The 22,299-nt window shown below is 42.2% G+C and carries 27 protein-coding genes; 14 read left to right on the forward strand and 13 right to left on the reverse strand.

Annotation, left to right across the window (positions count from 1 at the left end; translation table 11 throughout):
- Positions 1-41 precede the first annotated feature (41 nt).
- From DDT91_RS04670 to DDT91_RS04680, 3 genes are read right to left on the reverse strand one after another with little or no spacing between them, the layout of a single operon-like run.
- The gene (locus DDT91_RS04670) at positions 42-902 is read right to left on the reverse strand and encodes a biotin-dependent carboxyltransferase family protein (RefSeq protein WP_187174973.1); all 861 of its coding nucleotides are present in this window, start codon (positions 900-902) and stop codon (positions 42-44) included.
- Between the two features lie 8 nt (positions 903-910).
- Positions 911-1,600: a 5-oxoprolinase subunit PxpB gene (gene pxpB, locus DDT91_RS04675; protein ID WP_187174974.1), complete on the reverse strand. Its 690-nt coding sequence runs from the start codon at positions 1,598-1,600 to the stop codon at positions 911-913.
- Positions 1,597-2,328, reverse strand: coding sequence for a LamB/YcsF family protein (locus DDT91_RS04680; RefSeq protein ID WP_187174975.1), 732 nt, complete (start codon positions 2,326-2,328; stop codon positions 1,597-1,599). The genes pxpB and DDT91_RS04680 overlap by 4 nt, the downstream gene beginning before the upstream one ends.
- 119 nt (positions 2,329-2,447) lie before the next feature.
- Between DDT91_RS04680 and DDT91_RS04685 the strand changes: the two genes are divergently transcribed.
- On the forward strand, positions 2,448-2,576 hold the full coding sequence (locus DDT91_RS04685; protein ID WP_187174976.1) for a 30S ribosomal protein THX: 129 nt from the start codon (positions 2,448-2,450) through the stop codon (positions 2,574-2,576).
- A 31-nt stretch (positions 2,577-2,607) separates the two neighbouring features.
- Here the strand turns inward: DDT91_RS04685 and DDT91_RS04690 are convergent, their stop codons facing one another.
- Entirely contained in the window at positions 2,608-2,895 is a 288-nt protein-coding gene (locus DDT91_RS04690) for a hypothetical protein (protein WP_187174977.1), read from the reverse strand.
- A 56-nt stretch (positions 2,896-2,951) separates the two neighbouring features.
- Positions 2,952-3,467, reverse strand: a complete 516-nt coding sequence (locus DDT91_RS04695; RefSeq protein ID WP_187174978.1) for a YdeI/OmpD-associated family protein — start codon at positions 3,465-3,467, stop codon at positions 2,952-2,954.
- Between the two features lie 276 nt (positions 3,468-3,743).
- On the opposite strand from DDT91_RS04695, the gene DDT91_RS04700 reads away from it, so the two are divergent.
- The 4 genes from DDT91_RS04700 (at position 3,744) to DDT91_RS04715 (ending at position 7,300) form a co-directional block, all read left to right on the forward strand.
- Positions 3,744-3,986 carry a hypothetical protein gene (locus tag DDT91_RS04700; RefSeq protein ID WP_187174979.1) on the forward strand — a complete coding sequence of 81 codons (243 nt, stop codon included), beginning with the start codon at positions 3,744-3,746 and terminating at the stop codon, positions 3,984-3,986.
- 115 nt (positions 3,987-4,101) lie between these two features.
- Positions 4,102-5,259, forward strand: coding sequence for a methionine aminotransferase (locus DDT91_RS04705; RefSeq protein ID WP_187174980.1), 1,158 nt, complete (start codon positions 4,102-4,104; stop codon positions 5,257-5,259).
- Positions 5,260-5,548: 289 nt separating this feature from the next.
- Complete coding sequence (locus tag DDT91_RS04710) at positions 5,549-6,418, forward strand: sulfite exporter TauE/SafE family protein (RefSeq protein WP_187174981.1); 870 nt, start codon at positions 5,549-5,551, stop codon at positions 6,416-6,418.
- A gap of 15 nt (positions 6,419-6,433) precedes the next feature.
- Positions 6,434-7,300: a DUF1684 domain-containing protein gene (locus DDT91_RS04715; RefSeq protein WP_187174982.1), complete on the forward strand. Its 867-nt coding sequence runs from the start codon at positions 6,434-6,436 to the stop codon at positions 7,298-7,300.
- A gap of 51 nt (positions 7,301-7,351) precedes the next feature.
- Here DDT91_RS04715 and DDT91_RS04720 read toward each other — a convergent pair whose 3' ends face one another.
- Positions 7,352-8,380 (reverse strand): sugar phosphate isomerase/epimerase, encoded by a 1,029-nt coding sequence (locus DDT91_RS04720; protein ID WP_187174983.1) that lies wholly within the window; start codon positions 8,378-8,380, stop codon positions 7,352-7,354.
- 282 nt (positions 8,381-8,662) lie between these two features.
- On the opposite strand from DDT91_RS04720, the gene DDT91_RS04725 reads away from it, so the two are divergent.
- From DDT91_RS04725 to DDT91_RS04735, 3 genes are read left to right on the forward strand one after another with little or no spacing between them, the layout of a single operon-like run.
- The gene (locus DDT91_RS04725) at positions 8,663-9,598 is read left to right on the forward strand and encodes a TraB/GumN family protein (protein ID WP_255502023.1); all 936 of its coding nucleotides are present in this window, start codon (positions 8,663-8,665) and stop codon (positions 9,596-9,598) included.
- 18 nt (positions 9,599-9,616) lie between these two features.
- Positions 9,617-10,672: a sensor histidine kinase gene (locus DDT91_RS04730; protein WP_187174984.1), complete on the forward strand. Its 1,056-nt coding sequence runs from the start codon at positions 9,617-9,619 to the stop codon at positions 10,670-10,672.
- Positions 10,669-11,394 carry a LytTR family DNA-binding domain-containing protein gene (locus DDT91_RS04735; RefSeq protein WP_187174985.1) on the forward strand — a complete coding sequence of 242 codons (726 nt, stop codon included), beginning with the start codon at positions 10,669-10,671 and terminating at the stop codon, positions 11,392-11,394. Before DDT91_RS04730 ends, DDT91_RS04735 begins: the two co-directional genes overlap by 4 nt.
- 76 nt (positions 11,395-11,470) lie before the next feature.
- Here DDT91_RS04735 and ggt read toward each other — a convergent pair whose 3' ends face one another.
- From ggt to DDT91_RS04750, 3 genes are read right to left on the reverse strand one after another with little or no spacing between them, the layout of a single operon-like run.
- The gene (gene ggt, locus DDT91_RS04740) at positions 11,471-13,174 is read right to left on the reverse strand and encodes a gamma-glutamyltransferase (protein WP_187174986.1); all 1,704 of its coding nucleotides are present in this window, start codon (positions 13,172-13,174) and stop codon (positions 11,471-11,473) included.
- Positions 13,171-15,543, reverse strand: a complete 2,373-nt coding sequence (locus DDT91_RS04745) for a prolyl oligopeptidase family serine peptidase (RefSeq protein ID WP_187174987.1) — start codon at positions 15,541-15,543, stop codon at positions 13,171-13,173. Before DDT91_RS04745 ends, ggt begins: the two co-directional genes overlap by 4 nt.
- 27 nt (positions 15,544-15,570) lie before the next feature.
- The gene (locus DDT91_RS04750; protein ID WP_187174988.1) at positions 15,571-15,906 is read right to left on the reverse strand and encodes an Hpt domain-containing protein; all 336 of its coding nucleotides are present in this window, start codon (positions 15,904-15,906) and stop codon (positions 15,571-15,573) included.
- A gap of 162 nt (positions 15,907-16,068) precedes the next feature.
- On the opposite strand from DDT91_RS04750, the gene DDT91_RS04755 reads away from it, so the two are divergent.
- From DDT91_RS04755 to DDT91_RS04765, 3 genes are read left to right on the forward strand one after another with little or no spacing between them, the layout of a single operon-like run.
- Positions 16,069-16,227: a hypothetical protein gene (locus tag DDT91_RS04755; protein ID WP_187174989.1), complete on the forward strand. Its 159-nt coding sequence runs from the start codon at positions 16,069-16,071 to the stop codon at positions 16,225-16,227.
- Positions 16,224-16,682 (forward strand): DUF2452 domain-containing protein, encoded by a 459-nt coding sequence (locus tag DDT91_RS04760; RefSeq protein WP_187174990.1) that lies wholly within the window; start codon positions 16,224-16,226, stop codon positions 16,680-16,682. The genes DDT91_RS04755 and DDT91_RS04760 overlap by 4 nt, the downstream gene beginning before the upstream one ends.
- A gap of 4 nt (positions 16,683-16,686) precedes the next feature.
- Entirely contained in the window at positions 16,687-17,331 is a 645-nt protein-coding gene (locus tag DDT91_RS04765) for a hypothetical protein (protein WP_187174991.1), read from the forward strand.
- A 105-nt stretch (positions 17,332-17,436) separates the two neighbouring features.
- On the opposite strand, the gene DDT91_RS04770 is transcribed toward DDT91_RS04765, so the two are convergent.
- Positions 17,437-18,054: a deoxynucleoside kinase gene (locus DDT91_RS04770; RefSeq protein ID WP_187174992.1), complete on the reverse strand. Its 618-nt coding sequence runs from the start codon at positions 18,052-18,054 to the stop codon at positions 17,437-17,439.
- A 14-nt stretch (positions 18,055-18,068) separates the two neighbouring features.
- A complete protein-coding gene (locus DDT91_RS04775) occupies positions 18,069-18,959 on the reverse strand; it encodes a 3-hydroxybutyryl-CoA dehydrogenase (RefSeq protein WP_187174993.1) in 891 nt (296 codons plus the stop codon).
- 181 nt (positions 18,960-19,140) lie between these two features.
- Between DDT91_RS04775 and DDT91_RS04780 the strand changes: the two genes are divergently transcribed.
- Positions 19,141-19,974, forward strand: coding sequence for a S1 RNA-binding domain-containing protein (locus DDT91_RS04780; RefSeq protein WP_187174994.1), 834 nt, complete (start codon positions 19,141-19,143; stop codon positions 19,972-19,974).
- Here the strand turns inward: DDT91_RS04780 and DDT91_RS04785 are convergent.
- A complete protein-coding gene (locus tag DDT91_RS04785) occupies positions 19,971-20,330 on the reverse strand; it encodes an arsenate reductase family protein (RefSeq protein ID WP_187174995.1) in 360 nt (119 codons plus the stop codon). The two genes, DDT91_RS04780 and DDT91_RS04785, sit on opposite strands and share 4 nt — an antisense overlap.
- 78 nt (positions 20,331-20,408) lie before the next feature.
- Between DDT91_RS04785 and DDT91_RS04790 the strand changes: the two genes are divergently transcribed.
- Both DDT91_RS04790 and DDT91_RS04795 read left to right on the forward strand, forming a co-directional pair.
- Positions 20,409-20,897 (forward strand): YkgJ family cysteine cluster protein, encoded by a 489-nt coding sequence (locus DDT91_RS04790; RefSeq protein WP_187175105.1) that lies wholly within the window; start codon positions 20,409-20,411, stop codon positions 20,895-20,897.
- A 45-nt stretch (positions 20,898-20,942) separates the two neighbouring features.
- Entirely contained in the window at positions 20,943-21,875 is a 933-nt protein-coding gene (locus tag DDT91_RS04795) for an ROK family protein (RefSeq protein ID WP_187174996.1), read from the forward strand.
- On the opposite strand, the gene DDT91_RS04800 is transcribed toward DDT91_RS04795, so the two are convergent.
- Positions 21,856-22,242 (reverse strand): hypothetical protein, encoded by a 387-nt coding sequence (locus DDT91_RS04800; RefSeq protein WP_187174997.1) that lies wholly within the window; start codon positions 22,240-22,242, stop codon positions 21,856-21,858. The two genes, DDT91_RS04795 and DDT91_RS04800, sit on opposite strands and share 20 nt — an antisense overlap.
- Positions 22,243-22,299 lie beyond the last annotated feature (57 nt).

The following is a 22,299-nucleotide window of genomic DNA, read 5'->3' on the forward strand; positions in this document are numbered from 1 at the left end:
ATTCTTCAGAAAGAATTCTTGTTAACAAGCTGAAAATGTGCTTAAAAATCCTTCATTCGAAATCGGATAGGTTCTCCGCAATTTTTTTGGGCCAGATGGGATATAGAATCCTCATCGAGTTGAAGGATTCGTGGATAGCCTCCAGTGACTCCTGCGTCACGCATTAAGATCAACAATTTGCCTCCGGGAGTCAGTTGGACCGTGCCAGGAAATACAGGATTAGTAGGTAGTTCTGGAAGCCTATTATCTATGAGTTCTTCCAACTGAATTCCCATTCGGTTGGAAAGTTTGGAAAGGTGAAATATTCCATTTGTGATCCTAAATTGTGTATTTCTGTCGAGCAAATTCCAATCAGGTCCAGGATATGCCTCAAGCTCTTGTTTTTCAAACCATTCCGTTTTCCATTTTGGTTTTGACCTTGAAAGAGAAGAGCTGGATGAACGCAAACTTTGGAAGGGGAGATCCTCATGTTTTTTTACCATAGACTCGCCTGTCACCGGACTGAAATAGCTTCTGGAACCGAGAGTTATTTTAGTCTGAAAACCAGACTTTATTCCCAGGTAAACATACCTTCCAATAAAGATTTGGCCAATCTCGAGTATGTCCCCTGGTTGGATGGCGATCATGCTTGGATTAGAGATTTCTCTCTGATTCACCATAACCTTGGCTTTGGCTCCTGCAAGTGAAAGTAGTGTCGGGGCATCAAAATGAATCTTCAGCCCTGGCTGTGAAACTTCCAAAACAGCATCGTTGGGGTCATTTTGAAGAACATGGTTTACCCAATGATAGCTTTTTGGGTCCATGACCCCAGAGGTAGGAATGCCATATTTTGATCCAACCATTCTCCCCAAATCCTGAATAGAAGTTCCCGGTCCGGTTTGGAGGATTCTAGCTGTTGCCATTTCCTTATTCATTTTCGAGAGCTAATCGGTTTAATATCCGGCCAATTTTTGAATTCCTCTAAACGGATCGCTCGGAATTTGATGCGGTCTCCGGGTTGTGCCCAAACAGGCGGATCAGTGACTGGGTCAAAAAGGGAGATTGGAGTACGCCCAATGATGTGCCAGCCCCCCGGACTTTCTCCGGGATAAATACCGGTTTGGCCTCCACCTATTGCTACCGAACCCCTGGGAACAGAAAGTATGGGCACTGATTTTCTGGGCGTATGTAGGATTTCCGGTAGTCCATTGAGGTAAAAGAAACCTGGTAGAAAACCGAAAAAATGGATACGATATAGGACACAGGAATGTAGTTCAATAAATTGACTCGGGGTTAATTTCTTTTGTTCAGCCAGTAGAATCAGGTCAGGAGCAAATTCTTCATGATAGCAAACTGGGATTTCCCAAACGTCCTCAGGTAGTGGAAGCGGTTTAAGTTGAGTTTCCGAAAGGGAATTTTTGAATTCTATTTGGAATAATTCTTTTTTCCAAACCACACTAATTCGGGTAAATCCCTGCCGGAATTCCTTGATTTTTTCTGACCAATTCTTTTTAAGGAAATCCATGTACCCTATTTGCCAGGAAAGAAGTTCATCATTAGGAGCTTCATTCCAGACCAACTCACCCATCAGGGGAGTGATTTCCATGTAGTGGGGTCTCAAGTCCAATAGGTTTTGCGTAGGTAAGAAAGGAATTCTAGTATTCCTGGATTGTCTCCATGGAAACAAAGAGTATCGGCTTTGACAGGAATGAATTTTCCATCCACAGTTTTTATTTGTGATTCAAAAAGGATGAATTTAAGATGGCTGTCAATATTCTCTTTATTGGTCAGGAGAGACCCTTCCTGCGTTCTTGGAGCGAGTTGGTAATTCTCCAAGTAGGCACGGTCACCGAATATTTCCAGTCGGTGAGGTAGCCCCTTTTTCAAGGCATATTCCTCCATACGGGAATGCGGGGGAACAAAAACAGGAACTTTAGGCCACCTTTTTAGAATAAAATCAGTCAGAAAATCGGCTAATTGATCATCTTTTGCCGCATCGTTGTACAGCGCTCCGTGGAATTTGATGTGGTCGAATTCCATTCCAAGGGTATTGGAAACGTGGAGAAAGAACGAGATCTGTTCTTCAAGACTTTTTGCTAAATCATCTTTATGGATAACCATGGATTTCCTTCCAAAATTTTCCCGATCTGGATATGAAGGGTGCGCACCAGCTTTCTTTCCAAATTTTTTGGCAAGCTCCAATGTTTTTTTAACGGATTCTTCTGAACCAAAATGACCTCCACAAGCCACGCTTGCTGTATCGATCAAGGGGAAAATAAATTCTTCTCCAGGGACTCCTTCTCCTAGGTCACAGTTGATTTCAGGAAGTATAACTCTTGTATTTTCCATTGTATGATTGCCTAAAAATAAAAAAGTAGCTAAGATATTTTGGCCCAATTCAAGATTGATTTGACTCATTTTTTCCACTTTTTTAATTTAGTGCATTGTTAACTTAAATCTGAAAAACTATGGGTAAAGGAGACATGAAATCCAAGAAAGGAAAGATTAACCGCGGGTCATTCGGAGCGAGCCGTCCTAAGAAAAAGCAGAATAAGAAGGCGAGAATCGAAAAGTTGAACTTGGCAAAATCGGAATAAAAAAGAGGGCAAACTGCCCTCTTTTTGCATTTTATCTGGGTAATTTTTCCACCACACGTCCAGTATCAGGATCCACTACCACTCGAATAGGACCACGTGTCGCCGCATCTGTAGTCTGAAAAACCACCAAATAATTTCCATCTAACCAGGCTGAGACCTCTGCGTTTTTCCAATCCCCAATAACAGTCGCTTTTTCGGTGCTATTCAAAGAATTATAGGCAATTTCCCGATAGACATTCAAGGGATCTTCCTCTGAATTCAAGGAACAAGAGAACAGGAAAAGACTGAAAAATAATAGGATTAGAAAGTTGGTTTTCATCGATTTTAAGGTTAAAGCTGAGTTTTACCATTAAGACTGCACTAAAGTAAAAAACGCTACAGATTATTGTAATGTTTGATCCATTCATTGAGCTGCTTGAAGTCCAATTTTCCGGAAGCTGATTTGAGATGATGCAGGATGGCAAGGGATTTTTTCATTCTGGACTCAGGGTTTTTCACTTTTGTCACTAAATAGATTAAGCTTCTCTGCTTTCCCGGTGTAAGCTTCCTGAAGTACCCATTTCCTTCTTCATCTTGGTCCAAAAGTACCTGAAATTCCTCGGGAACCTCATGACCAAATTCGCTGTGATCGCGCTCAATCCGGAGAAGTATCGATTTTTCCAAAGCTAGCTGATGCTTCTTTCTCAACTCCTGATTGATAAGAATGTACCATGTTTCTTTGGCCTTCATCAAAGCCATCTGATAGGGGCCATGTCCATCGATCCATATCAAAACTCTTCTATGTTGCTGATCCATCATCTGTAGGGCGATTTGATCAGGCACAGGAAAGTGAAAATGCCAATGGTTGAAATCAAATTTTCCAAGAGAGGTATGGAATTCTAAACTTTTCATGAGATAAAAATGAATTAACTAATGAACTAAAACTCAGAACAAGAGCGCAAAATTGAACTACTTCCGATCTTTGTTTATCCATTTGTAAATCGGATTATCTTCAGAAAATTAACAGATTTTTACAAAAAAATACCGGATTTACACAACTCTAATCACTTGTTTGCGTGCACTCTGATGTAACTCAAGCCATAAATGAGTTATGGATTCCGGGATTACAACCGGGGAATTTGAGTTAGTTTAGGATAGTTTAGTTTAACCACCACAAACAAAAACCACATGAACACTTCAAAAACAAAACTTGCACTTTGGATCGGTGGTCTAGCTGCCGGAGTAGTAGCTGGAGCCTTGATCTATCAAAACCGCGAAAAGCTAGGTCCTCAAAAAGAAAAGCTTTCAAAGCTTTTGGGAGAACTTCAAAAAGCAGGTGAGGATCTGGGTAAAAGGCTGAAAACAGCAGGCATGGAAAGTCTCGAAAGAGGAAAGGCACTGGCACAGGCTTCAACCGAGAAAATGAACTAATCGGAATTCGTCAAACTTTGATCAAGCCGCGGATAAATCTGCGGCTTTTTCTTTTTCACACAAATCATAAAAATTTCTTTTATTCAATACTGTAAATTCTAGCCAAACTGTTTACATGACATTAGTTTCTAAACTGCCTCATATCGGAACTACCATCTTCACCATCATGTCCAAAATGGCAACAGATGAGGGGGCCATCAATCTTTCCCAGGGTTTTCCCGGTTTTGGATCCGACCCGGTATTGCTTGAGATGGTTGCCAAATACACCAAAGGAGGATTTAATCAATATGCCCCGATGTCCGGTATTCCTGCTTTGAAGGATATTTTGGCTAAAAAAACAGGTTTGACTCAGGGTTATTTTCCCAATCCGGAAACGGAAGTAACCATTGTATCGGGAGCGACTGAAGCTATTTTTTCGGCCGTGACTGCCGTTGTAAGAAAAGGGGATGAGGTGCTTGTTTTGGAACCGGCTTACGACAGTTACGAACCAGCCATCACCTTAAATGGAGGAATACCTGTGTATGTTTCTTTGAATTCAGGGGATTTTTCGGTCGACTGGCAAAAAGTGAAAGACGCTATAAGCCCTAAAACAAGGGCGATCATGGTCAATTCACCTCATAATCCCAGCGGATATGTCTGGACGGTAGAAGACGTGAATCAGCTTGCCGATTTGGTGGAAAAGACCGGAATCTATGTCATTAGTGACGAGGTCTATGAGCATATTACTTTTGATGGTAGAGTTCATCTTTCCCTTGGCGCTCATCCTGTTTTAAGAGAAAAGACTTTTGTCTGTGGCTCTTTTGGAAAAACATTCCATGTCACGGGATGGAAAATTGGGTATTGTATTGCTTCTGAGGAATTGTCTTCAGAGTTTCGAAAAATTCATCAATACGTTACGTTCAGCACGGTGACTCCAATTCAATATGCATTGGCAGAGTATCTCGAGGTGCCTGAGCGGTATTTGAGCATCCCTGACTTTTATCAAAAGAAAAGAGATTTGTTTGTTAAGGGATTGGCAAAAACAGAGTTTGAATTTACTCCTTCCCCAGGCAGTTTTTTCCAGTTGGTTTCTTATGGACACCTATCTTCCGTATCGGATCGTCTTTTAGCTGAGCGAATGACCAGGGAATTGAAAGTGGCTTGTATTCCAATCTCGGTCTTTTATTCTGACAAAAAGGACGATAAGATCATTCGCTTTTGCTTTGCCAAAGAAGGCGTTGAGTTGGAGCAAGCTTTGGATAGGCTTAAGAATCTGAAAAAAATATTAAGGTAGCAGCCGTATTTTCAGGAAATGGAAAACTGTTTAATGGCTTCTTTTCCTGTTGACCACCGTTTCTCTGATTTTGGGCTGAATGCTTTCTATTCAGTCAAGATAGACTCCCCAAGAAGAGCAGGACGTTGCCTTTGCTCGGTAAGCTTACCTATGGTCTAAGCTGCTGGATGATTTCTGTATACCTGTTCGAAAAAAAAATACTACTTCTATAAAACCTACCTTTTTTGTAGGGAATAATTTTTTTTCACTTACATTTGGAGGTCTCAACCTGCCTATTCCTCTTTTATTCATGGAAAAACTCCTGATTAGATTCCGAACAGAGCCATTTTGGTCTATGTTTTTTGCCTTTGCGGCGGTCATGTTCGCATTATTGGTGACTCAGACCTTGACCGAATCTATTCAGTCTTGGGAGATCGATACAGAAATGTTTCTATGGTTTTTACTGGTTGGATTTGTAGCCCAAAGTATTGATGGAGCTTTAGGAATGGCCTATGGGGTGAGTTCCAATTCCATTTTGTTGGGGATAGGAATTCCTCCGGCCACAGCCTCTGCTTGGGTTCATTTTGCCCAAGTATTTACCAGTTTGGCTTCCGGAATTTCCCATTGGAAAATGGGAAATGTGGATTGGAAATTGGCAAAAAGACTCTTGTTACCTGGGGTGTTGGGCTCCATTTTAGGTGCTTTTCTTCTTTCCAGTTTAGATCCGAATGTGGTGAAGCCTGTGATTGCGGTTTACCTGTTTGTAATGGGAATTGTAATTTTGAAAAAGGTAAGAAAGAAGCACATTCAGAAATTCAATCGAGAGAGCAGATCGATTCCAGTGCTGGCTACCGCCGGTGGTTTTGCTGATGCAGTAGGAGGAGGAGGTTGGGGGCCCATTGTCAACAGTACACTCCTGAGCAAAGGAAAAATTGCCCGATATGCCATAGGTACGGGGAACTTTGTTGAATTTTTTGTTTCCTTGGCTAGTGCATCGACCTTTTTGTTCTTTGTCAAAGAACTCAGTTTGGCTCCTGTGCTGGGCTTAATACTAGGGGGAATTATCGCGGCACCTTTTGCGGCTTACATTTGCAAACTAGTCAAGCCAAAGTATTTGATGATAGCCGTAGGTATTTTGATTATCATTCTCAGTATTCGTACCTTCTACCTAGCGATTTGATTTCCTGTTAATTAGATGAAATATTTTCTTTCCGGGTTTCTTGTTTTTCTTATTCTCATTGAGGAAACCAATGCACAGGTTAAAGAATTTGAAAACTGGAAAAGGGGAAGAGTTACCGAATTGACCTCAGAGGATGGTTGGATCAATCTGGTTGGCTTAATGTGGTATAATGGACAAAATTCCTTTTTAAATCAGATTTCAGCGGATAGCCTGGCCCTTTCGGATAGACCCGGGAAAAATAATATCGGTGTGTTCCGGTTCTCCCCGGACTCGGCATGGTTTGAATTCAACGCTAAGTTGGCTAAAAAGTCAAATCTTCAACCCCCTTTCAACAAATTGGTTTATCCCGCAGAATATGGAAAAGGCGGAATCTATTTTGATCATTGGAAGTGGACGGTAATCGAGAGAGGCGGACAATTTGCTGTGCGCTTAAGGGATTTAACACATCCCGGACTGGGGAAATTTGAAGGAATTCCTGTTTTTGACTACAATCCAATATTCCGGGTAAAGGCTTTTTTTGAACCAAAATTCAACGAAACCATGGAGATTCCAAATGTCCTCGGCCAAGTGATCGAATGGAAGGTTATGGGTATTTTAAAATTCAACTTAGACGGTGAGACTTATGAACTTACGGCTTTGGATGAGGCTGGGAGGTTGTTTGTCATCTTTTCTGATGCGACAAGTGGGAATGAAACTTATCCCACAGGCCGCTATCTCTACGTAAAATACCCCGATAAAACCGGAATGACGGAGATTGATTTCAATTTTTCTTATAATCCTCCCTGTGCATTTACAGCATTTGCTACCTGTCCCATACCACCCAAAGTAAATCGGCTACCATTGGCTTTAAGGGTGGGAGAGAAGGTCCCCAAAGGACATTGATTTACAAAATGCAAAAAAAAAACGGGCCGAATTGACCCGTTTTTGAGGATGTTATCCTAAAGCTTTTCGGCAGAATTCCAGACATTTCTGAACTTCTTTCACAGCATCCGATCCTTGAGGTACTTGGTATTCCAGTTCAATCGTCGCCGGGAATTTGTACTTGTTTTTTTGCATGAGCTTAAGAATATCACCGATTGGAGTATCACCGGTTCCCCAAGCCAAGTTTCCTTTTCCGTTGGCTGGAGTCTGACGATCTTTGGTATGCATGCTCAAGATTCGTGCATGGTGCTTTTCAATCAGTGGCATCAGATCATTATGACCTGCCGCGATGTAATGGCCCGCATCTAGGTTCAGTCCATTTTTTGGGCTTTGGGCAAGAGCGGTATCCCAAAAAGTGAACGTTTCTTGCTCATGTCCGTGATATCCAACAGCCATTCCATGCTGTTCTCCCAGTTTTCCCAAACGAAGCGTTTGCTCATCATCTGAAGGATGTTCCAGAGTCACATGGGATGCTCCCAATGCTTTTGCCGCCTTCATGCCATACGCAACTTCCAAATCCGAATTATTTTTGCCAAAGGCACTTGGCTTGAAAGCATAAATGCTTACTCCGGCATCATTGTACATTTTACGGAACTGCTCGAATTTCTTCATGTCGGCATTGGCTCTCCATTCGGCTACTACTTTGGTGTAGGCCGCACTTTGGGCCTGAAGGTCGGCTAGTTCTTTCTTTTCATCTTCAGTGAGTTCTTCTCCTCTTCTTTGCTTTCCCCCAAGCTGAAAAACTCTCATTCGGTTGAACGTAGGGGCAGGCATTCCGGCAAAACTTTCGGCAGGGTCGCCCATAAGCTCAATTGAGGAAATTCCCGAATCCAACACATACTTCAGGGTAGCCTCGGCACTTTGGTCGGGCATAGATCGATAAGAGTAAGTGATGCACCCGATCTGCACCCCATTGATGACGGAATTGGGTTTATTCAGGGACTTGATGAGCGCTGGGGCGCCTTGAAGCCAGGTAGGGGCAGTCACTAAGCCCGCAATTCCAAGTGCTGATTTTTGGAGAAATTCGCGACGGTTTTTCATAGGTTTATTATTGTTTTTTAGGGTCCACAGCGCTTGTCCTGAACTCGTTTTGAGAGGATCATGCAAATCGGATAGTAATGTCTCTAGGAGACGCTTTTGGACTGCTCGATTTCATGGTTGATGAGTCTGAAGGATAATTGAATGGAAGTTAAAATTTTTTATTAGATGCCCTCAGAAAATTAATCCAAAGTGGACGTAATAGGTTTTTTTGGCAATTATCGATTTTAAATGAACAGGAAGCCAGGTAAAGCATGCTTCATTTATCTATGAAATACTGCATTGATGGAGTCCAATGCCTGTAGTATGGGTTTTAATCCGATCTTTCTGAAAAGTTTCAATTCCATTTCCATGTCCAAGGGGATTTCTAAAAAAATTACACTGAGTTTTCTGTTAGTTCTGATCTTAACGGTGAAGGGATTTGCTCAGGACAGTTCTCTTCTTTGGCGTATATCAGGAAATGGACTGAACCAAGACTCCTACCTTTTTGGAACGATTCACCTGATTTGTAAGGATGATTTTTTTATGAATGATCAAATTCTAAAAGCTTTTCAAGAAAGTAAAAGTTTGGTCATGGAGTTGGATTTGAGTGATCCCCAATTGAATTCTAAAATGCAGCAGCTGTCTCTCAATCCGGGGATGAAAAATATTCAGTTGGATATGAGGGAGGAGGATGCCAAAATCATAGACGCCTTTTTTATTCAAAATTATGGAGCTGGCTTGGCTCAATTGGGTATTCTAAAGCCTTTTGTGCTCAGTTCTATGGCCTTGATTAAATCAATTTCCTGCACAGAAGTAGAGAGCTACGAGAGCTTTTTTACTGCCAAGGCAATAGAAGACAGAAAGCAAATCATAGGATTGGAGACCGTTGAGATTCAAATTGGAATTTTTGATCAGATACCCTTTTCTGTTCAGATTCAGGAAATGATTAATATGATTTCAGATAATTCGGGTGATGAGGATTTTCAGAAGATGATTAAAACATACCTCTCTCAGGATGTGGAAGCCTTATATCATACCATGAATTCGGAAGGAATGATCAAGGATTATCGTGAACTCATGCTTGACCAAAGGAATCAGTCTTGGATTAAAAGATTGGAACAGGGAATGGAGGATGAAAGTCTATTTGTAGCAGTTGGTGCAGGGCATCTTGGTGGGGAAATGGGTGTGATTTCCTTACTTAGGAAAGCGGGATATCAAGTCGAACCTGTCCTCGAATAATTCAATTTCGCCTTTGAGATGAGAAATAGATCCGCCTTGAGTAAAACACAGTTATACTGGCTGCTACAGATTCTGGGATGGAGTTCGATTGTCTTTGTGGAGACAATCAATTACACCTTTTTTATTCACGGGGTATTTGAATGGGATTTTTTCAAACAGTTTGTGTTTTATTCCTTGGTCGGCCTTTTTGTTTCTCACGGATACAAATCGGTTTTTATCCAGCAGAAAGTCTTTGAGAGGAGCCTTTCCCGAATCTGGATCAAAGCATTTTTTGACACACTGATCATTGCCTTGCTGATGGCATTTTTATTGTATTTCCCATATGTGTTCATTGATTTTAATGCCCTGAAGACCAAGCAGACATTGATTTCTTTTTTTGGTCAAGTGATGAATTTGGGACGCTATGTGCTGGTATGGATCATTATTTACTATCTGTATCACATTCTTAAGCGAAATTCAGAAATCAGCGAACAAAAACTCATGTTGGAGAATGTCGCCAAATCAGCCGAATTGGAGCTTTTGAAAATTCAACTGAATCCCCATTTTCTTTTCAATGCACTCAACAGCATCAAGGCGCTTGTTTTGATCGATCAGGAGAAGTCCAGAGATGCCATTATCAAACTCTCCGAGTTGCTCAGATTCTCCCTGAATTACGAAAAAGCCCCATTGATCACGGTCAATGATGAAATCAATGAGGTGATCAAGTATCTGGAATTAGAGAAAATCCGCTTTGGAAAAAGGCTGGAGGTAGAAATATTGGTTCAAGAAGAAACGCTACAGCAAAAAGTTCCTCCAGCAATGGTTTTGACCTTGGCTGAAAATGCCATCAAACATGGCATCACCAAACTTCCCGAAGGAGGAAAAATCAAAATCGAAAGTAAAATCAAAGGCCAAAAAGTTTGTTTGGAAGTAGTGAATTCTGGACAATTGGAAGAAGGTTTTAATCTCGGAATCGGATTAAACAACCTTCAGAAAAGACTTCAAAATATCTTTCCGGAAACATCTGCTTTTTACCTGGATAATTTGGGAAACCAACTAGTAAAAGCTACAATTACCTATCCTATGACAAGATGAAAAAGAGGGTTTATTTAGTCGATGATGAATTGTTGGCACTCGAAGAACTTAAAGTTCTTTTATCACCATTTGAGGATTTGGAGATCATAGGAGCTTGTGATCGAGTTGACCAGGCCATTAAAGAGTGTAATGAATTTAAGCCGGATTTGATTTTTTTGGATATCAATATGCCCGGAAAAGATGGGTTTGGCTTTTTGGAAAGTTTGGAGGAAGTCAAAGAGGTTATTTTTGTGACAGCATATGATCAGTATGCCATCAAGGCATTTGAGGTCAATGCCTTGGATTATTTGCTTAAGCCAATCAATCCCAAACGTCTTTCGGAAGCCATTCAGCGATTTAGATCCAAAAGTTCTTCTGCATCAGGAGGAGAAAGTTCAGAAGAACGGTTGAGTGCTGATAAACGGATTTTTATAAAGGATGGGGAAAAGTGCCATTTCGTGCCAATTTCGAAGATCTTCCTTCTGGAAAGCGAAGGAAATTATGTACGGGTCTATTATGAAAATCAAAAGCCTCTCCTTCATAAATCCCTAACCTATTTGGAACAGAAGCTGCCGGAAGAGCTTTTTTTCAGGGCCAACCGACAGTATATGTTTAACTTGGATTATGTGGAAAATATCGAGCCGTACTTTAACAGTACGCTTTTAATCATCTTGAAATCAGGTCATAAAATAGACTTAAGCCAAAGACAAAGTGCTAAGTTTCGAGAAATAACAGGTGTGTGAATTTTCTGGATGGATCAAGATGAATAGCAAGAGGTCGAATCAAAACTACTCACCCCTTACCATTCACCACATACATTTAAAAACCTGCGGCCTTATCATCTCCACGGGGGTCAGCGCCACCTTCCAATTTGCCGTCTGGCAAAACCAAGATCGCATCTACTTTTCCGATGATGGGGCTGTTATTTTCATTAATTAGGTATCCCCGTGATTTGAGTTTGGAGATCAAAGTGGAATCAAAGGAGTTGGGTTCGAAATTGACAAGGTCCGGCAGCCATTGATGATGGAATCGGGGTGACTCCACGGCTTGCTGCATTCCCATTCCAAATTCGGCCACATTCAGGATGGTCTGAAGTACAGAGGTGATGATCGTAGAACCGCCCGGAGTACCGACGACCATCCAGAGCTTTCCGCCTTTTTCTACAATGGTAGGAGTCATAGAGCTGAGCATTCTTTTTCCCGGGGCGATGCTATTGGCCTCGGCACCGATCAATCCAAACATGTTGGGAACGCCAGGCTTTGCACTGAAGTCGTCCATTTCGTTATTCATAAAAAAGCCCAATTCATCAATGTAGACTTTGGAACCATAGGCACCATTAAGGGTCGTGGTGACCGAAACCGCATTGCCTTCTGCATCTACGATGGAGTAGTGGGTCGTCTCCATACTCTCCGCAAAAGCGATCTTACCTTCTGAGATTTCTTCCGATTTGGTCGCTTTTTCGAAGGAAAAAGAACTCATCCTCGACTTGAGATATTCCTGTTCAAGCAATTGGTTTACAGGTATTTTTACAAAGTCTGGATCTCCTAAATAGAAATTCCGATCGGCATAGGCACGTCGCTCGGCTTCGACTAGAAGTTGGATGTATTCAGGACTGTGATGTCCCAAAGCCTTCAAATCAAAAGGCTCCAACATACTCATGATCTGAGCGAGAGTAATTCCTCCCGAACTGGGAGGTTCCATGGAGATGATTTTCAGATCTCGATAAGGAAATACAATCGGATCTCTCCAAGCGGCTTCATAAGTGGCCAAATCCGCTTCGGTAATGATCCCGCCTTTTTCCTGCATGTGGCGAGCCAGGATTTTGGCAGTTTCACCTTTGTAAAACTCATCCCTGCCGTTTTTGGCGATTCGTTCAAGAGTTGCCGCCAAAACAGGGATTTTCAGGGTATCACCTTCTTTGATTTCTTTGGCAAAAAAAGTCTCGGGACCATTCACTTCGATAAAAGACTCACGGTTTCGTTGAAGTCGCTCTGCTTGCGCTTTGGTTACTACAAACCCATTTCTGGCTAGGTCAATTACGGGTTGAAGTATCTCCTCAGGCTTCAGCTTTCCGAATTTAGCTTGAGCCTCAAAAATCCCGGCGATTGTGCCGGGCACTCCTGAAGCCAAGGCGCCTTTGGTGCTCAGCTGGGATAAAAATTCTCCATTCTCATCCAAGTACATATCCTTATGAGCTGCCATAGGGGCTTTTTCCCGGTAATCAATCGAACCTACACTTCCATCAGCCATCCGGTAGACCATAAATCCACCTCCTCCGAGATTTCCTGCAAAAGGAAATGTCACTGCCAAGGCCATTTCGGTAGCCATCATGGCATCAAATGCGTTTCCTCCTTTTTTAAGTATATCCAGTCCGATCTGTGAAGCTTCTTCCCGTGCAGACACCACCATGGCTTTTTCTGCGATCAGGCCAACTTTAGGAGTGGAGGGCTGCTCTTTTTTTCCGCAAGAGAAGAAAAGAACAGTGAGCGAAAGAGTAATGGATACTATTCCTGACGATTTCATTTTGATTCTTCCAAAAGGGTGGTATTGAATAATTTCAAAATACGCTTGTACTCATCAGCCCAAGAACTTGGCTCCACAAATCCATGATCCTCTACTGGGTATACGGCCATTTCCCAGTTGTCTTTGCCGAGTTCGATCAGGCGCTGCGCCAGTCTGACCACATCTTGGAAGTGCACATTGACATCCAGCATCCCGTGAGCGATCAATAAATTCCCCTTCAATCCTTCAGCAAAGTAGATCGGAGAGGAGCGACGGTAAGCAATTGGATCTTCCTCTGGAGTGTTCAAAATATTGGCGGTGTATCCATGATTGTAATGCGCCCAATCGGTGACTGACCTTAGCGCCGCGCCAGATTTAAAGACATCTCCATGATTGAATAATGCCATCAAGGTAATGAATCCGCCATAGCTGCCACCGTAGATCCCGATTTTTCCGGCATCAACACCATGCTGAGCAACTAAGTACTTGGCTCCGTCCACCTGATCAGAAAGGTCTTTTCCTCCCATGTGTCTGTAGATGCCTGTTCTCCAATCTCTTCCATAACCTGCAGAAGCCCGATAATCAATATCCAGAACTGTGTACCCCAAGTCGGTCAGAAGATTATGAAACATATACTCTCTGAAATAGCTGCTCCACCACTTATGCACATTCTGTAAATAGCCTGCGCCATGGACAAAAATCACGGCTGCACCGTTTTTCTTAGTCGGATCCGGAAGATAAAGGCGGGCAGGAACCTGTGCACCATCCTGTGCAGGGAATCTTACAATCTGAGGATCTTTCCAAGCATAAGCTTTAAATTCTTCTGATTGGCCGGAGGTCAGTTTTTGTGGTGTAGCACCGACTTTGTTGTCTTGTACAAAGAGTTCAGCCGGAACATTAGAGTAGGAGTGGATGATAGCCAATTTCTTTTCATCAGGGGAAAGAACCACCGCATTATCCCCTGTCATGGAAGTGAGTTTTTCCATTTTTTTTCCCATCACCGGCATGCGGTAAAAATGCCGTTCTCCAGGATCAACCTCAGAGGTAGTCAGATACCAGGATTTTCTGTCTTTGGAAAGAAAAGGGTCAAATACCTCATAGTTTCCTGAAGTCAGGGCTTTCTTTTCTCCGGTAGTTATATCTAAAAGATAAAGGTGGGAATATCCTGTTGCTTCAGACTGAAAATAGATATGCTTGGAATCAGGAAGCCACCCCAAAGTCCCTCCTCCAAAAGCCCAACCTATTCCAGGGCCGGCAATCCATGCCTCATCCCGCTGTCTATCCAAGTTTTTGAGCTCTCCGGTTTGCAGATTGACCTCAGCAATCCACCGATCTTTATTGTCAAAGGAACGAGCTTGAACAATGGCGCGCTTGCCATCAGGTGAGAAATAAGGGCCGGAAAGGGTTAGATCTCTTTCTTTTTCTTCCCAAGTTTTCTCAGGATAGTCTTTTACATAATCCGGTAAATCTTTGATTCCCGGAAGATTGGAGGTAGAGACATAATAGACGGTATCACGCCGTAGATCATAGATTCCGATTTCGACCTTGTTTGGCTGTGTGCCCACTTTTGGTCTGGCATTCAGGTCTTCGGTGTAGCCTGAAGCCGCAGTGTAGTCTGGTACTTTTGTGTTTTTGTTAGTTACCGGAGTGAAAACAGAAAAAGTGGCAAAACTGGCATCGGGACTCAACTGAAGATTGGAAAGATTTTTTCCTTCTGTGTAGAAGATAAAATCCTCAGACTTTTCTTTGATCGCCTCGCGATATTCCTTTGATTTTTGTTGGGCTTCTTTTCGTTCACGGACAACCTGAAGAAGCGAAAGATTCTCTGATTCGAGAAATCCAGCTTTTTGATTTTGTGCCGTTCCGGTGCCGGAAGGTTTGGGTCCACTTACAATTTTGGTGGCTTTCCGGATGGTTTTTGAGCCGCGGTCAAAAATGTAAATATTGCTGCCCGAATTGAACGAAATCAGATTTTCATTGGCCAAAAACTGAAGATTGCTGATGGGGTCAAACCAGTCAAAAAGAAATATGGTGGTGGCTTTTTTTCTGTCCTCGAGCAGGATAGTATTTTTTTCTTTGAAAAGTCTGAGGCTTTCGTCCTTGTTGAACGTAGCCAATTCTTTTCGGAGGGATTTTTCTTCAGGCCAATGGACTTTTGAAATGTTTGAAGGAGTACTCAGGTTCACTTTGTAAAGCGAATCAGCCGGATCATTTTCGAGATTGTATTTGAAAAAGATCTGCTTGCTGTCTTCACTCCAAAACGGAGCGCTGGGAAAGGTACCCATCCATTTGGGATCCCTCATAATGTAATCGACAGAAAGGGAAGATTGGGCCTGTGCTAGTGTGAAATAACAAAAGAGTACAGGCAGGAGGAAAATTTTCCGCTGCATAAGGTAAGTTTATTTGGGTGATCGTACTTAGTTGATTCCAGAAAGGAAGGTGCCGAGTTCAGCCTCAATGGTTTTCAGTTGAGATTGAAGCGTATCATTTAAAGGTTTGGAACCTTCCAGATTAGCTTCTATTTCTTCCAGCATTTTCCTGGTTTTGATCGCGCCAATGTAGCTCATACTTGGCTTGGCTTTGTGACATCTTTTCTTAATAGAAGCAAAATCTCCCGATTCATAAAAGGCATCCAACTCTTTTAAGTCTTTGATATTGGTGTCTAAAATGATCTGAATCATTTCACGGATCATTTCCGGATCATCATCACCAAAATACTGATATATGGACTGTTCGCTGATGAGTTGATACATAGTCGGGTAAAATTCGTAAAGAGTGATAAAAATCCGTTTTTGAAGGAATTCGATAAATTTAAAAACAATTTTCAAAATGCATCATTTCTATAAATGAGTTTTGATAGGATTCCCTTTAAAACTACTCAATGCTTAATTTTGCCTTCCGAAAGATAGAATTTCATGCAAAAAAATAAGAAGATCTTCTTGGCTCTGTTTATCATTTTCATGTTGATCATCCTGTATGTGAGCTATGACATTTCCAAAAGAACCACATTCCCGGGTTCCAAAGGCAATCTCAAGGAAAGAATTTCCAACGAAGTAGAATCTCCAGCTAAATGACAGGAAAAAAAATAGACGTTGATAAACTTGATCTGGACCTGATGAAGGAAAAGACTACGGAAAATCCGGGTACTCTTCCTTACGCTCATCATTCAGGCAGTGCCCTTATCAAGCCTGAAGATAAAGGAAAAATCACCGGTCGCGCCGTCGCTGCCATGCATAGCCAAACCGATATGCAAATGGCTCAAATCTATGAGCAAATGAGGCTTTTGGCAGATCAGGCGAAAAAAATCCAGGCCAGGGTGGAAGTGTCAGAACGGATCTACGGAGCTTCGATTGCATTCGAACCTTTGATCAATCATCGGTATTTTTTGTACCAAAAAGCTGATGGAACAGACTTCATGAGCATGATTGCACCCGAAGAGTGGGGAAGGAAAAAAGATTGGGCCCATTTTGTGGCAGAAGTGAAGCTTTTGGCTGACCATACTTGGGAAATTCTCAGGGAAAATACCTAAAGCAATGGAGCATTTGATGACCCGGCAGTTGGACCTGATTCTCAGAGAAGGCGGGGCGGAATATGACTGGCAGTTTGATCTGGAGGTCGTGCCCAATTATCTTGATGAGAAAGGGAAAAGTTGGCTAAAGGAAATTCTCGCTGAACTAGGGGGAAATGGTTCTTTTCCATTGCTGGAAAAGTTGAGGTTTGATTTCAAAATCGGGCGGCAGTTGATTCTTTGGGATGAAGAACTCCATTTTAACCGATACAGGCTCAGCACTTTTCGCTCCGGAATGTATCAGGATTTAAGTTTTCCATTTGTCGAAAGTTATAAAAGACTTTGCCGAACCTTTGAAAAAGAAGCCCTTAAATCCGGGATGCCGCAACGTATTTGGTCCGGACCTCCAGTTGCTGGGAATTTGTTTGGAAAAGCCTCTGAACCGGGAGATTTTTCAGGAAACGGGGCTTCCGGATGGAAACTTTTGGCTTATAACAGCGCTCAGACTGACCTGCAAACCCGGATTCATGGGTACAAACTCCTCCGGCTCAATCCCTTTGAAACGCTGATGACGGGTGGCTCGCTTAAGCGATTGGACCAACTGTTGGTTAACCCAAAAGAAGAACAGCGGGCAGTGATTTTCAACTGGCTGATGAGGAAGTTGGGATGAGTGGGATTTCGAATTTTTGATTTCGGAGGTCGGATTTCGGATTTATGAATTCTGACTTTTAAATGAAAAAAGGGACTTCAAATGAAATCCCTTTGCTTATGAAAATCAGGCAAATAGCCCAAACATTTCCCTCTCTATTTTCTCGACAATGAAGGAAAAATCCTCAGGTCGCTCCACGAAATCCAAATCGTTCACATCTACAATCAGCAGTTTTCCCTCCCTGTAATTGCCAATCCAATCCTCATAATGGGAATTCAGGTTTTTGAGATAATCGATTCGCATGGCTGTCTCATAGCTTCTGCCACGCTTTTCGATCTGACCTACCAGCTTTGGAATATCTGCCTTCAGATAAATCAAAAGGTCCGGAGCTTTGACATGGGAAATCATGGAATCAAATAGGCTTCGATAGTTCCAGTAATCTCTTTCGGTCAAGAGTTTGCTTTTATACAGGTTGGCTGCGAAGATGTAAGCATCTTCGTAGATCGTGCGATCCTGAATGGTAGGAATGGGGCTTTCCTGAATTTTCTTGATCTGATTGAAGCGGGAATTAAGGAAGTAAACCTGAAGGTGAAACGCCCATCGCTTCATGTCCTCATAGAAATCAGGCAGATAGGGATTATCGTCAACGGCCTCGAATTCCGCTTTCCAACCATAGTGTTTGGCTAGCTTTTCGGTGAGCGTGGTTTTCCCGCTTCCTATATTTCCGGATACTGCTAAATGCATTTTTTGAATGTTAATTACTTGGAAAATCTTGGAGATACGACCAAATCCTTGCTCCCCGGTGTGTATTGATAAAAACCTTCGCCAGTTTTCACTCCTTTAAATCCGGCTTCAACCATATTTACCAAAAGTGGACAGGGAGCATACTTCGGATTGCCAAATCCATCATGAAGTACTCTCAAAATAGAAAGGCATACATCCAATCCGATAAAATCAGCCAATTGGAGTGGACCCATCGGATGGGCCATACCCAACTTCATCACTGTATCGATCTCAGAAACCCCTGCCACCCCTTCATACAGCGTGTAAATCGCTTCATTGATCATTGGCATGAGAATACGGTTTGCCACAAATCCGGGATAATCATTGACTTCTACAGGCTCTTTGGAAAGATTCCTGGAAAGGTCCATGATGATTTCGGTAACCTCGTCAGAGGTGGCATATCCTCTGATGACTTCTACCAATTTCATCACCGGTACAGGATTCATGAAGTGCATCCCTATCACCTGAGAAGGCCTTTTGGTGACGGCAGCAATTTTGGTAATTGAAATGGAGGAGGTATTGGAAGCCAATATGGCGGAAGAAGGGGCGAATTGATCCAATTGTCTGAAGATATCCAACTTGAGGGACATATTCTCAGTAGCAGCTTCCACCACAAGGTCAGCGTTTTTTACTCCGTCTTCCAGACTGGTAAAAGTGATGATTCTTGCCAGAGCAGATACTTTCTCTGATTCAGAAAGAGTTCCTTTACTCACTTGTCTATCCATATTTTTGGAGATAGTGGTAATAGCTTTTTCCAGCTGAGCGGCAGAAATATCAACCAAAGAAACATGATACCCATGTTGTGCAAACACATGGGCGATACCATTTCCCATGGTACCGGAACCGATGACGGAGATTGCTTTCATAACTGTCTTATTTCGAGTGAAAAACGTTAATATTTGGGTTTGATATGGCGATTAAGCCATTTTTGAAGTGTCCAAAACTAAGCCTAAGCCTAGCCAATTCCAATTTCCAACCCTTCATTCCTGACTTTGTTTGTCGGAAATTTTCAATTCTTGGGACAGGATTAATCTTTACCTTTGAATCATGAAAGAACTTGGACTGATCAGCAAACTTCCTATAAACAGATTTACAGATTTTGGTGCCTATTTAGCCCTTAGTGACGGAGGGGAAGTGCTTCTTCCAAAAGGATATTTGAAAGGAGAGGAGAATATAGGGGATGAAGTCGAGGTCTTTGTCTACACAGACAGCGAGGATAGACCAGTGGCTGTCACTGATCGCCCAAAAGCTTTGTTGGATGAATTTGCCGTCTTGGAATGCAAGGAAGTAACCAAGTTTGGCGCCTTTATGGATTGGGGTTTGCTTAAGGATCTCTTTGTGCCCAATTCCGAAATAGCTAAGCCAATGACTCCGGGTCAAAAGTATTTGGTAAGAGTTTGTATTGATTACAAAACAGACCGTCTGATTGGAGTGAGTAAGTACCGTGAGTTTATCTATCCTGCTCCCAAAGATTATGAGCCTGGGAATGCCTGTGAAGGTTTGATTTTTGAAAAAACGGAATTGGGATATAAAGTTTTACTTGAAGATCGCTATGAAGGATTGATTTACGCAAATGAGGTTTTTCAGCCTTTAGAAATTGGAGAGCGCAGAAAACTGTGGGTCAAGAAACGTAGAGATGACGGCAAAATCGATCTTCAACTGCTGCCTACAGGAAGGGAAAAATATGAAGAAGGAGCGGAAAAAATCCTCCAAATTTTGGAAGAAAAGGGATTTTTACCCTTGCACGACAAGTCCGATCCAGAGGAAATCAAAAGTTTGCTAGGCATGAGCAAAAAACACTTCAAGCAGTGCATCGGACAGTTATATAAAGCCAGGGAGATTGTCATTCGGGAAGACGGAATCTCCCTAAGCAGGGACTAATCCAATTTGAGGATATCTGTCGGAGTCTTACAAAGAATTGCACGATTTCGGAAAAGGGCTATCGGAGCTTTAATCAAGTAAGGATAATTGACTAGGATGTTTAGCCAACCTTCTTCATCCCAATCTTTTCCGGCAATAAGCCTTTGGTAATCAGGGTGCGCTCGATTGAGCAGGTCCTTTGCCCGTAGATTTAGCTTGAGTAAAATTTGATCCCATTGAGTAGCGGTCAATCTTTCATGGATCAAATCAATTTCATTCACAAACCTAGCAATGGATTTTGCATAAGCTCTGGTTTGCTTATCGATAGGTTGCATTGAGCTGTGGTAGAAATAAAGCTCGGATGGATGGATTTTCATGGCTATCTGGGTTTTGTGAAAGTATAAGTTAAGAAAATGATACAAATAATTGAAATTCAAATCCTTGTATAATTGAAAATAGATCTTGAAAAGTTTTCCAGGGAAAGTAAATCGGAATATACGTCCAACAAAAAGCTTAAAGAAAAGCTGAAAAAACTTAAACCAAAGAATTTGGATGAATCCTTTCATCTCCTCCATGAGGAAGTATTTGCGCAGATAGACTGTCTGGAATGTGCCAATTGCTGCAAGACTACAAGCCCTATTTTTATCCAAACAGACATTGACCGCCTGGCAAAGACTTTCCGCATGAAAAGCAGTCAATTCTTAGATACCTATCTTCATCGAGATGAGGACGGTGATTTTGTCTTGAACTCCGCCCCATGTTCTTTTTTGGGTGAGGACAATAAGTGCTTGGTCTACGAGGATAGGCCAAAGGCCTGTAGGGAATATCCCCATACTGACCGAAAAAACATGGCCGGTATTTTAGACCTCACTTTGAAAAATACCCTGGTCTGTCCTGCTGTCTCCAAAATTTTTTACGAGATCGGCAAAGATTATAGGAAGTGAAGCAATAGTTTTGCTTTTTTGGCAATCAAACCTATCAAAATAACTATGAAAGCATCGGATACTCATTTTCTAGGAGTAGATGTGGGTGGAACTCACCTGAAAATCGGATTAGTGGATAAGGAAGGCAATATGCTTGACTTTCAGAAAGAAGACACCACTCAATATAGAGAACATCCGGATGGCTTTGGCCCCAACTTCGTCAATGTAATCGGAAAATATTTAGCCAAATATCCTCAGGTGGGAAAGGTAGGAATCGGCCTTCCCGGGATGATTACCAAGGATCGAATGACTCCTTTGGAGATCCCTGCCATTCCAGATTTGAATAATTTTCCTTTGAAGGCAAGTCTTAAAGAGAAATATCCAAAGCACGACTTTTATTTGGAAAATGATGCTGCGGCAGCTGCTATCGGTGAATTCCATTATGGAAAAGGGGATGTATCTGCCAACTTTCTTTTCATCACCATGGGCACAGGTATCGGAAGTGCTTTGGTTTTGGATGGAGAGGTTTTTAAAGGTTCCCGCGGAAATGCCCTTGAAATGGGTCACATGCTTTCCAGAGGAAATGCCGGCTTGGAGACCTTGATTGGCCGAAATGGGATTCTTCGAATCATGGCAAACTTGGTGGCTGCTTATCCTGAAAAAGCAGGTGAGTTGGTCGGAAAAGAATTGGGTACTCACCTCCTTGTCGATACTGCCAAGGCCGGAAATGAAGTATCCTTGATGGTTTTCAAAGAAGTCGCCGAGATCATCAGTGAGGCTATTGTGTCCACTATTCGTATACTCGATGTCACCGATGTGTATTTCGGTGGGGGAATTTCTGCCGGACTGGAATTTATGATGCCAACGATCGAGTATAATACCCGAAAATTCCTTACACCCTATTATGTGAAAGATTTGAGGCTGAAGAAAGCTACACTGGAAAACAACGCCGGAACCCTCGGGGCGGCAGCGCTCTGTTTTATGGATTCAGGGTTGTGATCGTAACCTCAGATACTTTACTCAATGCATTCATCCGAAAAAGAACCCTCAGCGGTTCTTTTTCACTTTTTATGCCTTCACAATCACCGCTTGGTTCGAGAAAGTAAAAGAAAAAGCTCTGACTTTTATCTACCAGCTCGACTCGGTCAGGACGGCCAAATGTTTTGATTAAGGATTGGTTATCAGCGCCTAAAAAGTTGTTTTTGATTTGTTCGAGCTCTTCCAAATCCTGCATCCGAAGACCTTTGCATCCATATCGGTCTGCTTTCCAATTTTCAAGGTTGATAGCTCCCGCATCCAGTTTGGGACTGCAGGAGTTTAGACTAGTGACGAAAAGGAGTGCACACGCAAGCTGGATAAATCGCATAGAAATTGAATTGTGTAACAAAGATCGGTTGAAATTTTCCGGAAATCTAAATTTTAG

The organism is Algoriphagus sp. AK58 (genome assembly GCF_014324365.1).
Classification (GTDB): Bacteria; Bacteroidota; Bacteroidia; order Cytophagales; family Cyclobacteriaceae; genus Algoriphagus.